This window comes from Pseudomonas vanderleydeniana (assembly GCF_014268755.2).
GTDB lineage: Bacteria > Pseudomonadota > Gammaproteobacteria > Pseudomonadales > Pseudomonadaceae > Aquipseudomonas > Aquipseudomonas vanderleydeniana.
This window is the reverse complement of sequence record NZ_CP077093.1, coordinates 479,408-494,121: the sequence shown is the minus strand read 5'-3', so window position 1 is coordinate 494,121 and position 14,714 is coordinate 479,408. Positions and strand designations below refer to the sequence as shown.

15 protein-coding genes are annotated in these 14,714 nt (G+C 64.5%); 5 read left to right on the top strand and 10 right to left on the bottom strand.

What is annotated here, in order from left to right; all coding sequences use genetic code 11:
* Positions 1-24 precede the first annotated feature (24 nt).
* From ssuD to HU752_RS02185, 4 genes are read left to right on the top strand one after another with little or no spacing between them, the layout of a single operon-like run.
* Positions 25-1,173, top strand: coding sequence for an FMNH2-dependent alkanesulfonate monooxygenase (gene ssuD, locus HU752_RS02200; protein WP_186683871.1), 1,149 nt, complete (start codon positions 25-27; stop codon positions 1,171-1,173).
* Positions 1,174-1,182: 9 nt separating this feature from the next.
* Positions 1,183-1,971, top strand: a complete 789-nt coding sequence (ssuC, locus tag HU752_RS02195) for an aliphatic sulfonate ABC transporter permease SsuC (RefSeq protein ID WP_186683873.1) — start codon at positions 1,183-1,185, stop codon at positions 1,969-1,971.
* Positions 1,968-2,774: an aliphatic sulfonates ABC transporter ATP-binding protein gene (ssuB, locus tag HU752_RS02190; protein WP_186683875.1), complete on the top strand. Its 807-nt coding sequence runs from the start codon at positions 1,968-1,970 to the stop codon at positions 2,772-2,774. The genes ssuC and ssuB overlap by 4 nt, the downstream gene beginning before the upstream one ends.
* Positions 2,775-2,814: 40 nt before the next feature.
* Positions 2,815-3,030, top strand: coding sequence for a TOBE domain-containing protein (locus HU752_RS02185; protein ID WP_186683877.1), 216 nt, complete (start codon positions 2,815-2,817; stop codon positions 3,028-3,030).
* A gap of 65 nt (positions 3,031-3,095) precedes the next feature.
* Here HU752_RS02185 and HU752_RS02180 read toward each other — a convergent pair whose 3' ends face one another.
* Positions 3,096-3,785, bottom strand: a complete 690-nt coding sequence (locus HU752_RS02180) for an NYN domain-containing protein (protein ID WP_186683881.1) — start codon at positions 3,783-3,785, stop codon at positions 3,096-3,098.
* 499 nt (positions 3,786-4,284) lie between these two features.
* Between HU752_RS02180 and HU752_RS02175 the strand changes: the two genes are divergently transcribed.
* Positions 4,285-4,569, top strand: coding sequence for a DUF6124 family protein (locus HU752_RS02175; RefSeq protein ID WP_186683879.1), 285 nt, complete (start codon positions 4,285-4,287; stop codon positions 4,567-4,569).
* A gap of 683 nt (positions 4,570-5,252) precedes the next feature.
* On the opposite strand, the gene ycaC is transcribed toward HU752_RS02175, so the two are convergent.
* From ycaC to HU752_RS02130, 9 genes are all read right to left on the bottom strand, one after another.
* A complete protein-coding gene (gene ycaC, locus HU752_RS02170) occupies positions 5,253-5,879 on the bottom strand; it encodes an isochorismate family cysteine hydrolase YcaC (RefSeq protein ID WP_186689363.1) in 627 nt (208 codons plus the stop codon).
* Between the two features lie 161 nt (positions 5,880-6,040).
* Positions 6,041-6,670, bottom strand: coding sequence for a class I SAM-dependent methyltransferase (locus HU752_RS02165; RefSeq protein ID WP_017904586.1), 630 nt, complete (start codon positions 6,668-6,670; stop codon positions 6,041-6,043).
* A 203-nt stretch (positions 6,671-6,873) separates the two neighbouring features.
* Positions 6,874-7,518, bottom strand: a complete 645-nt coding sequence (locus tag HU752_RS02160) for a methionine ABC transporter permease (protein ID WP_186689174.1) — start codon at positions 7,516-7,518, stop codon at positions 6,874-6,876.
* Positions 7,508-8,629, bottom strand: coding sequence for a methionine ABC transporter ATP-binding protein (locus HU752_RS02155; RefSeq protein ID WP_186689179.1), 1,122 nt, complete (start codon positions 8,627-8,629; stop codon positions 7,508-7,510). Before HU752_RS02155 ends, HU752_RS02160 begins: the two co-directional genes overlap by 11 nt.
* A 1-nt stretch (position 8,630) precedes the next feature.
* Positions 8,631-9,440 (bottom strand): MetQ/NlpA family ABC transporter substrate-binding protein, encoded by an 810-nt coding sequence (locus HU752_RS02150; protein WP_186689182.1) that lies wholly within the window; start codon positions 9,438-9,440, stop codon positions 8,631-8,633.
* A 342-nt stretch (positions 9,441-9,782) separates the two neighbouring features.
* Complete coding sequence (locus tag HU752_RS02145) at positions 9,783-11,144, bottom strand: LLM class flavin-dependent oxidoreductase (RefSeq protein ID WP_186689184.1); 1,362 nt, start codon at positions 11,142-11,144, stop codon at positions 9,783-9,785.
* Positions 11,144-12,340: an SfnB family sulfur acquisition oxidoreductase gene (locus HU752_RS02140; RefSeq protein WP_186689186.1), complete on the bottom strand. Its 1,197-nt coding sequence runs from the start codon at positions 12,338-12,340 to the stop codon at positions 11,144-11,146. Before HU752_RS02140 ends, HU752_RS02145 begins: the two co-directional genes overlap by 1 nt.
* A gap of 20 nt (positions 12,341-12,360) precedes the next feature.
* Positions 12,361-13,602 (bottom strand): SfnB family sulfur acquisition oxidoreductase, encoded by a 1,242-nt coding sequence (locus tag HU752_RS02135; protein WP_186689189.1) that lies wholly within the window; start codon positions 13,600-13,602, stop codon positions 12,361-12,363.
* A 210-nt stretch (positions 13,603-13,812) separates the two neighbouring features.
* Entirely contained in the window at positions 13,813-14,568 is a 756-nt protein-coding gene (locus tag HU752_RS02130; protein ID WP_186689191.1) for a hypothetical protein, read from the bottom strand.
* Between the last annotated feature and the right edge of the window lie 146 nt (positions 14,569-14,714).

Here is a 14,714-nt window from a genome sequence, read left to right as displayed (position 1 = left end):
ACGCCTTCCTTAGGAGACAACTCCATGAGCCTCAACATCTTCTGGTTCCTGCCTACCCACGGCGACGGCCATTACCTTGGCACCGCCGAAGGCGCTCGCGCCGTCGACCACGGTTATCTGCAGCAGGTGGCACAGGCCGCCGATCGCCTCGGTTTCGGCGGCGTGCTGATCCCCACCGGACGTTCCTGCGAAGACTCCTGGCTGGTGGCCGCCTCACTGATCCCGGTGACCCAGCGCCTGAAATTCCTCGTCGCCCTGCGCCCCGGGATCATTTCCCCGACCGTGGCGGCGCGCCAGGCCGCGACCCTCGACCGGCTGTCCGGCGGGCGGGCGCTGTTCAACCTGGTGACCGGTGGCGATCCGGATGAACTGGCTGGCGACGGCCTGTTCCTCGACCATGAAGAGCGCTACCAGGCCTCGGTGGAATTCACCCGCATCTGGCGCCGGGTGCTGGAAGGCGAAACCGTCGACTACGACGGCCAGCACATCAGCGTGAAGGGCGCCAAGCTGCTCTACCCACCGCTGCAGCAACCGCGTCCGCCGCTGTACTTCGGCGGCTCGTCGGAAGCCGCGCAGGACCTCGCCGCCGAACAGGTCGACATGGTCCTGACCTGGGGCGAGCCGCCGGCCGCCGTCGCCGAGAAGATCGAGCAGGTGCGGGCCAAGGCCGCCAAGCAGGGCCGCACCGTACGCTTCGGAATCCGCCTGCATGTGATCGTCCGTGAAACCAATGCCGAGGCCTGGAAGGCGGCGGAAAAGCTCATCTCGCACCTGGACGACGACACCATCGCCCGCGCCCAGAAATCCCTGGCGCGCTTCGACTCGGTCGGCCAGCAACGCATGGCCGCGCTGCACGGCGGCAACCGCGACAAGCTGGAAGTCAGCCCCAACCTGTGGGCCGGCGTCGGTCTGGTGCGCGGGGGTGCCGGCACCGCCCTGGTGGGCGATGGCCCGACCGTTGCCGCACGGGTCAAGGAATACGCGGACCTGGGCATCGACACCTTCATCTTCTCCGGCTACCCACATCTGGAAGAGTCCTACCGGGTCGCCGAGCTGCTGTTCCCGCACCTGGAAATCGAACGGCCGCAGCGGCCGCAAAGCGCCGGTTATGTCAGCCCCTTCGGTGAGATGGTCGCCAACGACATCCTGCCCAAGGCCGTGTCCCAGAGCTGAGGCCACGCCATGACGACCCTTACCCGCATCACCCACCGGCTCGCGCCCTGGGCGCTACCGATCCTGCTGTTGGCGGTGTGGCAGCTGTCGGTCTCGGCCGGCTGGCTGTCAACCCGGATCCTGCCGGCGCCGAGCGCCGTGGTCGAGGCCGGCGTCGCCCTGGTACAGAGCGGCGACATCTGGACCCACCTGGCCATCAGCGGTTGGCGCGCCGGCCTCGGCTTCCTCATCGGCGGCAGCATCGGCCTGGCCCTGGGCTTCATCACCGGCCTGTCGAAATGGGGCGAGCGCCTGCTCGACAGCTCGGTGCAGATGATCCGCAACGTGCCGCACCTGGCGCTGATCCCGCTGGTCATCCTGTGGTTCGGCATCGACGAGTCGGCGAAGATTTTCCTGGTCGCCCTCGGCACCCTGTTTCCGATCTACCTCAACACCTACCACGGCATCCGCAACGTCGACCCGGCGCTGGTGGAAATGTCGCGCAGCTACGGCCTGTCCGGCTTCAGCCTGTTCCGCCAGGTGATCCTGCCGGGCGCGCTGCCGTCGATCCTGGTCGGCGTGCGCTTCGCCCTCGGCTTCATGTGGCTGACCCTGATCGTGGCCGAAACCATCTCGGCCAGCTCCGGCATCGGCTACCTGGCGATGAACGCCCGGGAGTTCCTGCAGACCGACGTGGTGGTCCTGGCCATCGTTCTCTACGCGGTGCTCGGCAAGCTCGCCGACCTCGCGGCCCGGGGCCTGGAACGGGTCTGGCTGCGCTGGCACCCGGCCTATCAGAGCAAAGGCGGTGCAGCATGACAGCCCAACAACCCCCACGCCTGCTGCAAGGCATTCCGCTGGCAGCGCGCAAACTGCAGAAAACCTTCGGCGAGCGCCAGGTGCTGCGCGAGATCGACCTGCACATTCCGGCCGGGCAATTCGTCGCCGTGGTCGGTCGCAGCGGCTGTGGCAAGAGCACCCTGCTGCGCCTGCTGGCCGGCCTTGACCAGCCCACCGGTGGTGACCTGCTGGCCGGCTCCGCGCCGCTGAGCGAAGCCCGCGAAGACACCCGGCTGATGTTCCAGGAAGCGCGCCTGCTGCCCTGGAAAAAAGTCATCGACAACGTCGGCCTTGGCCTCAAGGGCAACTGGCGCCCGCAGGCCCTGCAGGCGCTGGAAGCGGTCGGCCTGGCCGATCGTGCCAACGAATGGCCGGCGGGTCTGTCCGGCGGCCAGAAACAGCGCGTGGCCCTGGCCCGTGCGCTGATCCACCGACCTCGACTGCTGCTGCTCGACGAACCGCTGGGAGCGCTGGATGCCCTGACCCGGATCGAGATGCAGCAACTGATCGAGCGCCTTTGGCAGCAGCATGGTTTCACCGTGTTGCTGGTGACCCACGACGTCAGCGAAGCCGTGGCCATCGCCGATCGGGTGATCCTGATCGAAGACGGCCAGATCGGCCTCGACCTGCACGTCGAGCTGCCGCGCCCACGGGTGCGGGGTTCCCATCGCCTGGCGGCGCTGGAGACCGAAGTGCTGAACCGGGTGCTGTCGCTGCCTGGCGTGCCACCCGAGCCGGAACCCGTTTCACCCTTGCCCACGCAACTGCGCTGGGCGCTGTAACCAAGCCTTGCCTACTCAATCCAAGACAGGAATCAACGCCATGACCATCAAAGCCATCAACGTGCGCAACCAGTTCAAGGGCACCATCAAGGAAATCGTCACCGGCGACGTGCTGTCGGAAATCGACGTGCAGACCGCATCCGGCATCGTCACCTCGGTGATCACCACCCGTTCGGTCAAGGAACTGGAACTGGAGATCGGCAGCGAAGTGATCGCCTTCGTGAAATCCACCGAGGTGTCGATCGCCAAGCTGTAAGCGGTGACACCCAGCGACCCCGGACGGCCTGGGCCCTCCGGGGTTTTCTTTTTTGGGTGAAAGATCTACCAGTAGTCAGGCTTCATGGCTGGTTTCTTCCGGGTAGGCACCCGGGCAGGCAGTTGGCATGCAGCCAGCTCCTCTGTTGTCACGGTATGGCGCATCCAGTTCGAATGATTCTTCAATGAGCCAGGTGCATTACGCTTGATATCTTCGCGATGCGGCAGGATTACGCCAATCCGTAACGCCGGGTAATCCTCACGCAGCGCCCTGAGTGCCGGGGTCATATCCGTATCGGCGGACACCAACACTATCTGCTCCACTCGCTCGTCGGCCGATAACGAGGCCTGCTTGGCTGCAAGCCGGTACATGCTGATCGCAATATGAACATCCGTTTCCTTTTCCTCGATTTTCCAGATGGGAACCTGATCGAACCTTGAAGGACGAGTCTTCTTATCGACGAATCGAGGTGCAAGCCCGGATTCGAGCTGATGGCGACCGTGGTGTACCTGAACACCCTTTTCTATCAGTGCACGTAGATAAGTATCCTGCGCCTCCTTGGATACCCGGCCACGGGTGGCGAGGTCAGGCTTGACCCCCGAGGTGAAAAAATCGACAGACGTCAGCTCATTATCCGATCGCTCAGTTCGCAGGATATGGGCGAGTAGTTTTGGCAGGTCCAGCCACTTGTACGCAGACCCTGCCAATAGACCGTAAAACAGGTTGTATCCGTCAACAAAGCAGGCTGTACGCACAGATATCAGTCCCTTGAAACGAAAAAACCGGCACAAGGCCGGTTTTTTCACCCCAACGGCCAGCGAACTGAATCGCTGCGTACGGGGCTGAGTAGTTTTTTCAGAATGCCACAGATGACGTTGAAGTCAACTCACTACGACCGTTGGATACATTCTTGTTGCAGGCGCTAAGACCCACCAGCAAGACGATTCCCTTTCCCTCGCCTGAAGTTTCCTAGAAAATCCTTTCGGCTTGCGCCTGTCGATCTGCGGGACCTAGGCTGACACCTGTCACTGAAAAACAGTGACCGGGTTTGGTCACCCGTCCAATGTCAGGCGCACCAGCGCCACCCCTGCTCCAGGCATGTCTTTGTGCCTGTCGCTTCATGGTGGGCTGTGCGCGGGGCGCCTTCGGGTGCGCCGGGTGCCTGACATCCCGGTTGACCAACCTGCGTACCGCCCGCCACCTCTCGTTTGGTCACGACGGTGACGGGTTCTCGACCATGTCAGGAGCATCGCCATGTTCAAAGTCACACCCAACCCGCCAAAAAGCGATCCAGCACTCCAAGCCGCTACCGAGCGAGCCTTCGCTCACTATGAGCAGCCAGCAGACCCCATCAGCAAAACACCCTACCTTGAAGACACCTTGAACAACCTCGACTCGATCCTGCGTTCGGCGGCCGCCACCGCTTATGAGTCCGCCGAGCAGCTGAGTGGCATGCCGCACCACTTGGCGATGGCTTCGGTACATCTGATCGAGTTGGCGCAAAGCCAAGTGGATGGGTTGCTGGGCCAGCAGCACTGAAACACAGGGTAAACAGCCCCCATCGCTGATCGTGCCCACGCTCTGCGTGGGCATGCCGCCGGTGACGCTCTGCGTCCCCTGGGCGGGCGCAGAGCGCCCTGGGAGGCGTTCCCACGGGGACCGTGGGAACGATCGGATAGTCCCCATGGCTGATCGTGCCCACGCTCTGCGTGGGTATGCAGCCGGTGATGCTCTGCGTCACCAGGACGGGTGCAGAGCGCCCTGGGAGGCGTTCCCACAGGGACCGTGGGAACGATCGGATAGCCCCCATCGCTGATCGTGCCCACGTTCTGCGTGGGCATGTAGCCGTTGACGCTCTGCGTCACCAGGACGGGTGCAGAGCGCCCTGGGAGGCGTTCCCACGGGGACCGTGGGAACGATCGGATAGCCCCCCATGGCAGATCGTGCCCACGCTCGGCGTGGACATGCAGCCGGTGACGCTCTGCGTCCCCTGGGCGGGCGCAGAGCGCCCTGGGAGGCGTTCCCACGGGGACCGTGGGAACGATCGGATAGTCCCCATGGCTGATCGTGCCCACGCTCTGCGTGGGCATGCAGCCGGTGACGCTCCGCGTCACCAGAGCGCCCTGGGAGGCATTCCCACGCCGAGCGTGGGAACGATCGGAGTCTGGCCGCCACAAAGCAAAAGGCCCGCTCAAAGGCGGGCCTGGTGGTTCAGGGGAAACTCAGCGGGCTGTCAGTGCCGCGTAGCTGTTCATCAGGTTGCGATAGTTCGGGATCCGCTGCGACAGCAGGTTGCCCAAGCCTTCGATGTCGTTGCGCCAGTCGCGGTGCAGCTCACAGGCCACCGAGAACCAGTTCATCATCTGCGCACCAGCCTGGGTCATGCGGTTCCACGCCGCCTGCTGCACGGTGGTGTTGAAGGTACCGGAAGCATCGGTCACCACGAACACATCAAAACCTTCAGCCAGCGCCGACAGGGTCGGGAACGCCACGCAAACATCGGTCACCACGCCGGCGATGATCAGTTGCTTGCGGCCGGTGGCCTTGATCGCCTTGACGAAGTCCTCGTTGTCCCAGGCGTTGATCTGGCCGGGACGGGCGATGTACGGCGCGTCCGGGAACATCTCTTTCAGCTCTGGAACCAGCGGACCGTTCGGGCCTTGCTCGAAGCTGGTGGTCAGCACGGTCGGCAGGTCGAAGAACTTGGCGAGGTCAGCCAACGCCAACACGTTGTTCTTGAACTCGTTCGGCGAGAAGTCCTGCACCAGGGAAATCAGGCCGGTCTGGTGGTCGACCAGCAGGACTACGGCGTCGTCTTTGTTCAGGCGGTTGTAGGTTGGCTTGCTCATGGTGGAATCCTTTTTCGTTTAAGTGGTGGGAAGCTGTGTCGTTCAACTTGTGACCAGATTAATGAGCCACCGAAAAAGGAAAAAGCGGCTCAAATCGGTTTGACTGTCACTCAGGAATGGACAATTCAATGTTCAACCCCTCGCAAGCTCCAGAGGGCGCGCTATATCTTGCGCCAGACGCTGGCAAGCCAGGGCTGCTGCTCACGCGGCAGCCCGGCCGGGCGATAGTAGTGTTCCAGTTCGACGAAGCCTGCCGCCGTCAGCAACGCCTGCCAGGCCTCCAGGTCGTGATACGAGCCATAACGCTCACCATTCCAACCCTCCTGGTTTTCCCCGCGCGGGTTGGAGCTGAACAGCACGCCGCCCGGCTTGAGCGTGGCATGCAGTTGCCCCAGAACGCGCGGCAGTTCCTGCAGGGGCACATGGAACAGCACGGCATTGGCAAAGATGCCGTCGAAACGTTGCGCTGGCAGGTCCAGCTCGAGGAAGTTCTGCTGCAGCACCTCGCAACCGCTGTCCTCACGGGCCATTTGCGCAAAACGCTCGGTACCGTCGAGGCCGACGGCAGTGTGGCCCAGGCGGGTGAAGGTCTTGAGATCCCGACCGGGGCCGCAGCCGAAATCGAGGATGGTGAACGGCGCCGCCCCCCGGATATGGCGCAACAGGGCGTCGATGTTCTGGCTAACGTCGTGGTCGCGGGTACCTTCGCGGAAGCCTTCGGCGGTACGGTTGTAGTGGCCGAGGGTAGTGGAGGCGATCTGGTTGAGGTCGTCGGGGCCGAGGGTTTTCATCGGAGGTCTGCGCGTTGGGGTGGGTGAACTGAATATATCACCCTGCGGATTGCTGCTGTGTCCGAGAGGGACCCTTCGCGGCGGTTCGGCGTCCCGACAAGCCCTGCGCCTACAGAGGGACGTCGTACACGAGTCCCGTGTTTGACGAAGCCCTGTAGGAGCGTGGCTTGCCCGCGAAAGCGATCTTCCAGGCGCCAGATATCTCAGCGCTTGTTGAGCACCCGCGCCAACCGATCCCCACCGAACTGGATCGCCGCCACCAGGATCACCAGCAGCACGATCACCGTCAGCATCACCTGGCTGTCGAAGCGCTGGTAGCCATAGCGATAGGCGATGTCGCCCAACCCACCCGCGCCGATCGCACCGGCCATTGCCGAGGAGTTGATCATGGTCACCAGGGTGATGGTGAAACCGCCGACGATCCCCGGCAACGCCTCGGGCAGCAGCACGTGCCAGACGATATGCCAGCGCCGACAGCCCATGGCCTGCGCCGCCTCGATCAGGCCATGGTCGACCTCGCGCAGGCTGACCTCGGCGATCCGCGCGAAGAACGGCGTGGCCGCGATGGTCAGTGGTACCACGGCCGCCCACACGCCATAGGTGGTGCCGACGATCAGCCGGGTAAACGGGATCAGCGCCACCATCAGGATCAGGAACGGAATCGAGCGGAACAGGTTGACGAACGCCCCCAGCACCCGGTTCACCGCCGGTGCCTCGTAGATGCCGCCCTTGTGGCTGGTGACCAGGATCACCGCCAGCGGAATGCCCAGCAACAGCGCGATCAGCGACGACACGCCGACCATCAGGAAGGTGTCGATCACCCCCTGCCACAACCGATCAAGCCACATGACCGAGTACCTCCACCTGTTGCGCCCAACGGGCAGCGCGCTGGCGCAGCGCCTCGGCATCCAGCGGCGACCCGCTCACCGACAGCAGCAGTTGCCCCAGGGCATGCCCCTGGATCCGTTCGACGCCGCCCTGCAACAGCCGCACCCGCCCACCGAGGGCACTGAACAGTGCGGCCAGGTCCGGCTCGTCACTGGCACTGCCGGTGAACTGCAAACGCAGCACCACGGCCGCCTCCGCCGATTCCGGCTGCGCCCGCAAGCGGCCCTGCAGCTCCTCCGGCAGCGCGTGCTGCAGCGGCGCGAGCAAGGTCCGGCTGACCTCATGCTGCGGGTCACCGAATACCTGCCACACCGGCCCCTGCTCGACCACCTTGCCGCGCTCGAGCACCACCACGCGATCACAGATCTCGCGGATCACCGACATCTCGTGGGTGATCAGCACCACGGTCAGCCCCAACCGCTGGTTGATCTCGCGCAGCAGGCCAAGAATCGACTGGGTGGTCTCCGGGTCGAGCGCCGACGTCGCCTCGTCGCACAGCAGGATCGCCGGGTCATGCACCAGCGCCCGGGCAATCCCCACCCGCTGTTTCTGCCCACCCGACAACTGCGCCGGATAGGCCTTGTGCTTGTCCCGCAGGCCGACCAGCTCCAGCAGCTCGCGCACCTTCTGCTCACGCGCGAGCCTGGGTACCCCGGCCACCTTCAACGGCAGCTCGACGTTCTGCCAGACGGTCTTGGCCGACATCAGGTTGAAGTGCTGGAAGATCATGCCGACCCGCCGCCGCAGCTCCACCAGGCGGTCTTCGTCGAACTCGCCGATGTCCACCTGGTCGATCAGTACCCGCCCCGAGCTGGGTTGCTCCAGGCGGTTGATGGTGCGGATCAGCGATGACTTGCCGGCGCCGCTGCGGCCGATGATGCCGAACACCTCGCCGCGCTGGATCACCAGGTCGATGCCTTGCAGGGCGTGCACCGGGCCGTGGTGGCCGTCGTAGGTCTTGCCCACGCCGATGAAGCGCACGTGGGCACGGTTGAGCTCGGGATGCAGCTCGGTCTGTTCGGCCGCGCGTGGCACCTGGGCCTGCGGGCGCTGGAGGCTGGCGACACTCATGTCAGCCTTCCCAGCCGGCCTGGTACAGCTTGCCATGGGCTTTATCCAGGGCAGCGCGCACGGCGGGCGAATGTTGGTAGATATCGACGAACTTGATCAGCCGCGGGTCGTTCTTCTCTTTCGGCTGGATGACGAACTGGATCACGTACTCCTTGTGGTCGAGGCCGTCGAACAGCAGCGCGGAGCCGGCGTCGAAGCTCTTCGCCAGGCGAATGTAGGCCGGGTAGCCCTGCACCAGGTCGGCGTCGTCGTAGGCCCGTACCAGTTGCACGGCCTCGACCTGGAGAATCTTGATCTTCTTCGGGTTGGCGACGATGTCGTCCTCGGTGGCCTTGTAGCCGACGCCGGGCTTGAGGGTGATCAGGCCGGCCTTGGCCAGCAGCTGCAGGCCACGACCGCTGTTGATCGGGTCGTTGGCGATGGCCACGGTCGCGCCCTCGGGCAGCTCGGCGAAGCTCTTGTACTGCTTCGAGTAGAGGCCGACGTTGTTGATGATCCCCGGGGCAAAGGGCACCAGGTCGAAACCGGCGGCGGCCTTGGCGTTTTCCAGGAACGGGATGTGCTGGAAGTAGTTCACGTCGATATCGCCGGCAGCAAGGCTGACGTTGGGTGCGATCCAGTCGGTGAACTCCACCAGCTCGACCTTCAGGCCCTGTTTGCCGGCCTCTTCCACGGCGGCTTCCAGCGGGATGGCGAAGGCGGCGGTGGTACCGACCTTGAGTGGGGCGTCGGCGGCGTGGGCGGCGACGCTGAACAGGCCGAGGGCGAGGGCCAGTGCCTTGACTGGCTGAGTGAAGCGTATTGTTTTCATGATGGGGTTCCAATCAGTCATAAAGAATCGGGTCGTTCACTTCGGGCGTGTGATGCGTGGCTTGCCTGCTGGTGGCGCATAAATTTTCTGTGGGAGCAGACTTGTTCCATTGGGCAAACCTGTTGTGCTGGGCAAACCTCCTGTGGCGAGCGGGCTTGTCGGGACGCCGCACCGCCGCGCTGGGGCGCGAAGCGGCCCTGAAACAGCCAACCCCAGTGCATCAGGCAGATCGGTGGTGCAGGGGCTGGGGCTGCCTTGCAGCCCAGCGCGGCGGTGCGGCGTCCCGACAAGCCCGCTCGCCACAAAAAGCCCGCTCACCACAAAAGGCTCGCTCGTCACCTTTCAGGCGGTTGGCTGACGATAGGTCGATCCCGCATGCTCCGGCGGCAGATGCGCGCCCTCACCGAACAGCTTTTCGCGCAACGTCCCCTGCTCATAGGCGGTCTTGTACGAGCCGCGCCGCTGCAGTTCGGGAATCACCAGGTCGATGAAGTCCTCGTAGCTTTCCGGGGTGACGATGCGGGTCAGGTTGAAGCCGTCCAGGCCGGTCTCGGCAATCCACGATTCCAGCTCGTCGGCGACCTGGCTCGGCGAACCGACCACGGTGATATAGCGCCCGCCCAGGGCGTGCTGCTCCAGCAGCTTGCGCCGGGTCCAGTCGTTGTTCTGCAGGTTGCGGGTCGCCGACTGGATCGCGTTGCTCTTCACGTACTGGATCGGTTCGTCCAGTTCGTACTCGGAAAAATCGATCCCGGTGGACGCCGAGAAGTGCGCCACCCCGGCTTCGGCACTGGCATAGCCCAGGTACTCGGCATGCTTGGCCCAGGCCGCCGCTTCGGTCTCGCCGACGATCACGTTGATACCCATGAACACCTTGATCGCCTGGCCGTCGCGCCCTGCCGCCTCGGCACTGGCGCGGACCTTGTCCACCTGCGCCCGGGTCGCCGCCTTGTTCTGCCCGCTGATGAACACGCACTCGGCATGTCGGCCGGCGAACAACAGGCCGCGCTCGGAACTGCCGGCCTGGAACAGCACCGGTGTGCGCTGCGGCGACGGCTCGCAGAGGTGATAACCCTCCACCTGGTAGAACTCGCCCTTGTGTCGCACCTTGTGCACCTTGCCCGGCTCGGCATAGACCCGCCGTACCGGATCGTTGACCACCGCGTCGTTCTCCCAGCTGCCTTCCAGCAGCTTGTAGAGCACTTCCAGGTACTCGTCGGCCTGATCGTAGCGGCGGTCGTGCTCGGCCTGGGCCTCCAGGCCCATCGCCTTGGCGGCGCTGTCGAGGTAGCCGGTGACGATGTTCCAGCCGACCCGGCCGCGACTCAGGTGGTCGAGCGTCGACAACCGACGGGCGAACAGGTATGGCGTCTCGTAGGTCAGGTTGGCGGTCAGGCCGAAGCCGAGGTTTTTCGTCACCGCAGCCATGGCCGAGACCAGCAGCAACGGGTCGTTGACCGGCAGCTGGATCGACTCGCGCAGCGGCACGTCCACCGACTGCTGGTAGACGTCGTAGACCCCGACGATATCGGCGATGAACAGACCGTCGAACAGCCCGCGCTCGAGCAACTGCGCCAGTTCGGTCCAGTACTCGATGGTCTTGTAGCGGGCCGAATTGTCCCGTGGGTGGGTCCACAGGCCATGGTTGATATGCCCGATGCAGTTCATGTTGAAGGCATTGAGCAGGATCTTTTTCTTGCTCATCAGATAGTCCCCCGCAGTGGCGGGTTTTCATCATTGAGGTAGTAGTTGCCCACCGCGTGATACTTCCAGCGCACCGGGTCGTGCAGCGTGTGCACCCGGGCATTGCGCCAGTGCCGGTCGAGGCCGTGTTCGGCCAGGGTCGCCTGGCTGCCGGCCAGTTCGAACAGGGTGCTGCCGGCGGCCAGGGAGATTTCCGTGCTGATCGCCCGGACCTCGGCGACAGCGATCGACGCCGCCGCCACGCTGTCGGCATTGGTGTCGGCCTGGGCCCGGTCGAGAAACTCGCCAGCGCGCTCCAGTAGCGCTTCGGTTGCACTCAGGCGGATGCTCAGGTGACCGATGCTCTTGAGTGTCAGCGGGTCGTCGACCGCCTTTTCGATACCCGAATCGATCCACGGCCGGGTGCGGGTACGGACGAAATGCAGGGCATCCTCGTAGGCCGCCCGGGCGATGCCGGTGTCGATGGCCGCATGGAGGATCTGCGCCAGCGGCCCGACCGGTGTCGGGCGTTCGAAGGCGCTCTGGAACGGGATCACGTCCTCGGCGGCAACGAACACATCCTCGAACACCACCGAGCCACTGCCGGTGGTGCGCTGGCCGAAACCGGTCCAGTCGTCGATCACCGTCAGCCCGGCGCTGTCGCGCGGGACGAAGGCCAGTTGCTGCACGCCCTGCTCGTCCACCACCGAGGTGGGAATGCGCTGGGCATAGAGCGAACCGGTCGAATAGAACTTGCGCCCATTGATGCGATAGCCCTCGCCGTCACGGCGCAGGTGGGTGACCCGGTCGTGGGCGGTTTTCGTGCCCAGTTCGGCCAGCGCATTGCCGAAACGGCGACCGGCCAGGACCTCGGCATACAGCCGGCGTTTCTGCGCCTCGTTGCCATTCACCCGCAGCACTTCGAGGGCGTAGAAATGGTTCTGTGGAATCTGCCCGAGGGAGGCGTCGGCCTCGGCGATCAGTTGCGTGACCTTGGCCAGGGTGACGTTCGACACCCCGGCACCCCCGTACTCTTTTGGCACGCTGATGCCCCACAGGCCGGAGCGGGAAAACACTTCCAGCTCGGGCAGCGGCAGGCGCCGTTCACGGTCGCGCAGTTGGCTGTCGCGCTTGAAATCCTCGGCCAGGTCGCTGGCGACGATCAGGGCTTGCTCGTCGCTGGAGATGACCGCGACGCGTGGGGAAAACTGTGACATGGGTGTCTCCAGAGGTCTGGTCAGATCCAGGAATGGCGGGCGGGCAAGGTGCCGTTGAGGCGATAGGCGCCAACGGCGTGATACTTCCAGCGCACCGGGTCATGCAGGGTATGCACGCGTGCGTTGCGCCAGTGCCGGTCGAGGTTGAACTCGGCGAGGGTGGCGCGGCTGCCGGCCAGTTCGAACAGCTTCTCGCTGGCCAGCAGGGAGATTTCGGTGGTGAGCACCTTGGCTTCGGCCACGACGATCGAGGCCCGCGCGGCGGCAGCGGCGTCCACCGGCCCGGCACTGATCTGGTCCAGTACCTGCCCGGCCTTGCGCAGCAGCGCCTCGGCGGCATGCAGTTCGATCTTCAGCTTGCCGATATCGGCGATGACATACAGGTCATCACTGGCCCTTTCGACCTTGGCGTCGACCCACGGCCGCGACCGCTCGCGGACGAAGGCGATGCTGTCATCGATGGCGGCACGGGCGATCCCGGCATCGATGGCGGCCTGGATCAGTTGCGAGACAGCGCCCTGAATGTTCGGCGTGGCACCCTGGCGCCAGTTCTCGACGACGTTTTCCGCCTCGACCCGCACATCGTTCAGCAGCACGGTGCCGCTGGCGGTGGTGCGCTGGCCGAAGCCGGACCAGTCATCGACCACCCGCAGGCCCGGCGTGCCACGGCGCACGAAGGCCATGACCTGGCGCCCCTCATCGTCCAGCGCCTTGACCGCCACCCAATGGGCGAACAGGGCACCGGTGGAGTAGAACTTCTGCCCGCTGATGACGAAGCCGTCACCGTCGGCGCTGATCCGGGTCTTGATCTCCAGGGTGTTGCGGGTACCACGCTCAGGCCCGGCATTACCGATGCGCCAGCCATCGAGCACGCTCTGGAACAGCTGCTTCTTCTGCCGCTCGGTGGCAGTGCCGAGCAGCGCCTGGAGGATGCCGAACTGGTTCTGCGGGATCTGCCCCAGGGCCGGGTCGGCGGCGGAAATGATCGCGAACACCTCGGCCACGGTCACGAAGGACACCTGGGGGCCGCCGAATTCACGGGGGATGGTGATGCTGCCCAGGCCACTGCGGGTGAACTGCTCGATCTCGGCCCAGGGCAGCTTGCGTTGCTGGTCACGCCGGGCGGCCTGCAGACGGGCCACCTCGGCCAGCTCGCGGGCGGCCTGCAGGGCTTCGGCATCGTTGCGCAGCACCCGTGCCGGCAGCAGCAGCGGCGCAATGTCCTGGTCGCTGTGGACCTGTGCCTCGTTCAAGTTAGACATCAGCGCCACTCCGTGGCGTGCGCAATGCCCCGGCGATCTGCACAAGGGTGATTGTGTTCCTGACCATACCTACCTCATCTCTCTCATGGAGGCATCGCGAAGGCGATACCGACGAAATCAAACGGGTCCGGTGGTCCGGTTCATATACCCTAAACGCGCATAAAAATTAAATAAACTAACCTTTAGGAATATGCATAGAAGGTCCGTCTCTCACTCCCGGTGGCGTTGGGCGGCGCGGGAAAATTGTGGTGTGGCGGGCCTGATCAGGTGCCTGGCAGGCCCCACGCGCAAGCGCCGTGGAGGCGCCCAGCGGGAGTTGTTGCCGACCCGATCGATCACGCAATAGGTGATGTCCAGCCCACGGTCCTCGCCGGCCTCGAGGATGACCGCGGCCGGCACGAACACCGTGACCGGCTGGCCGACATCCGCTGGCGCCAGCTTGGGCAGGTCGAAGCGCACATCGCCCCAGAGCAGGGTGATTTCATCCTCGGCGGCCATGTTCGGGTAAGGCTCCAGGGTCAGCGGTACCCCGCGCTTCATCTGGTTCGAGTTGACCCCGTAGCGCTGGATCGGCAGGGGAATGACCAGCGGTGCCAGGCCCTGGTTTTCCTCGCCGATCGGCAGGCCGCCCGGACAGCCGAGCTTGACGTTCAGCTTGAGTTGCGGGGAGGCCTGCGCCGCGCTGCCGATGCGCATGAGCCGGTAGTGAATGCGTGCCACGCCGTCCAGGACGAAGCTCTGCGGCACCCGCAGGCTGACCGGCAGGCCCTGTTCACCCGCCTGGACCTGCCGGGACGTCACATAACAACCGTCCCAGAACAGCTCGAGCAGATCGCCTTCGTCCATGCCGGGATAGGCCGGAATGCAGACCGACAGGTGCTCGGCGGCCAGCCGGCCGATACCCCTTCGGTGCGCCTGGGGCACCTCGGGCAGCGCGAGTCGGGAGTGCTCGAGAGAATCGTTCATGAAATCGTCCTTTTTATAAGTTGCCGATAAGTTCAACTTCAAAGAAGCGGCCGGGTCCGTCTGGAAAACCGGGCCAGTGCTTCTTTCGCCGCATCCTTACAGCTGAAATGTTGTGGCATGAGAATAAATCGGAGACACCGGCACAT

What these genes read in the sequence shown, in the direction of transcription:
- HU752_RS02155 (WP_186689179.1), bottom strand. Translation starts at nt 8,629, where the DNA reads ATGAGTGTCGCCAGCCTCCAGCGCCCGCAGGCCCAGGTGCCACGCGCG.
- HU752_RS02165 (WP_017904586.1), bottom strand. Translation starts at nt 6,670, where the DNA reads ATGAAAACCCTCGGCCCCGACGACCTCAACCAGATCGCCTCCACTACC.
- ssuC (WP_186683873.1), top strand. Translation starts at nt 1,183, where the DNA reads ATGACGACCCTTACCCGCATCACCCACCGGCTCGCGCCCTGGGCGCTA.
- ycaC (WP_186689363.1), bottom strand. Translation starts at nt 5,879, where the DNA reads ATGAGCAAGCCAACCTACAACCGCCTGAACAAAGACGACGCCGTAGTC.
- HU752_RS02150 (WP_186689182.1), bottom strand. Translation starts at nt 9,440, where the DNA reads ATGAAAACAATACGCTTCACTCAGCCAGTCAAGGCACTGGCCCTCGCC.
- HU752_RS02160 (WP_186689174.1), bottom strand. Translation starts at nt 7,518, where the DNA reads ATGTGGCTTGATCGGTTGTGGCAGGGGGTGATCGACACCTTCCTGATG.
- HU752_RS02140 (WP_186689186.1), bottom strand. Translation starts at nt 12,340, where the DNA reads ATGTCACAGTTTTCCCCACGCGTCGCGGTCATCTCCAGCGACGAGCAA.
- ssuD (WP_186683871.1), top strand. Translation starts at nt 25, where the DNA reads ATGAGCCTCAACATCTTCTGGTTCCTGCCTACCCACGGCGACGGCCAT.
- ssuB (WP_186683875.1), top strand. Translation starts at nt 1,968, where the DNA reads ATGACAGCCCAACAACCCCCACGCCTGCTGCAAGGCATTCCGCTGGCA.
- HU752_RS02175 (WP_186683879.1), top strand. Translation starts at nt 4,285, where the DNA reads ATGTTCAAAGTCACACCCAACCCGCCAAAAAGCGATCCAGCACTCCAA.
- HU752_RS02135 (WP_186689189.1), bottom strand. Translation starts at nt 13,602, where the DNA reads ATGTCTAACTTGAACGAGGCACAGGTCCACAGCGACCAGGACATTGCG.
- HU752_RS02185 (WP_186683877.1), top strand. Translation starts at nt 2,815, where the DNA reads ATGACCATCAAAGCCATCAACGTGCGCAACCAGTTCAAGGGCACCATC.
- HU752_RS02145 (WP_186689184.1), bottom strand. Translation starts at nt 11,144, where the DNA reads ATGAGCAAGAAAAAGATCCTGCTCAATGCCTTCAACATGAACTGCATC.
- HU752_RS02130 (WP_186689191.1), bottom strand. Translation starts at nt 14,568, where the DNA reads ATGAACGATTCTCTCGAGCACTCCCGACTCGCGCTGCCCGAGGTGCCC.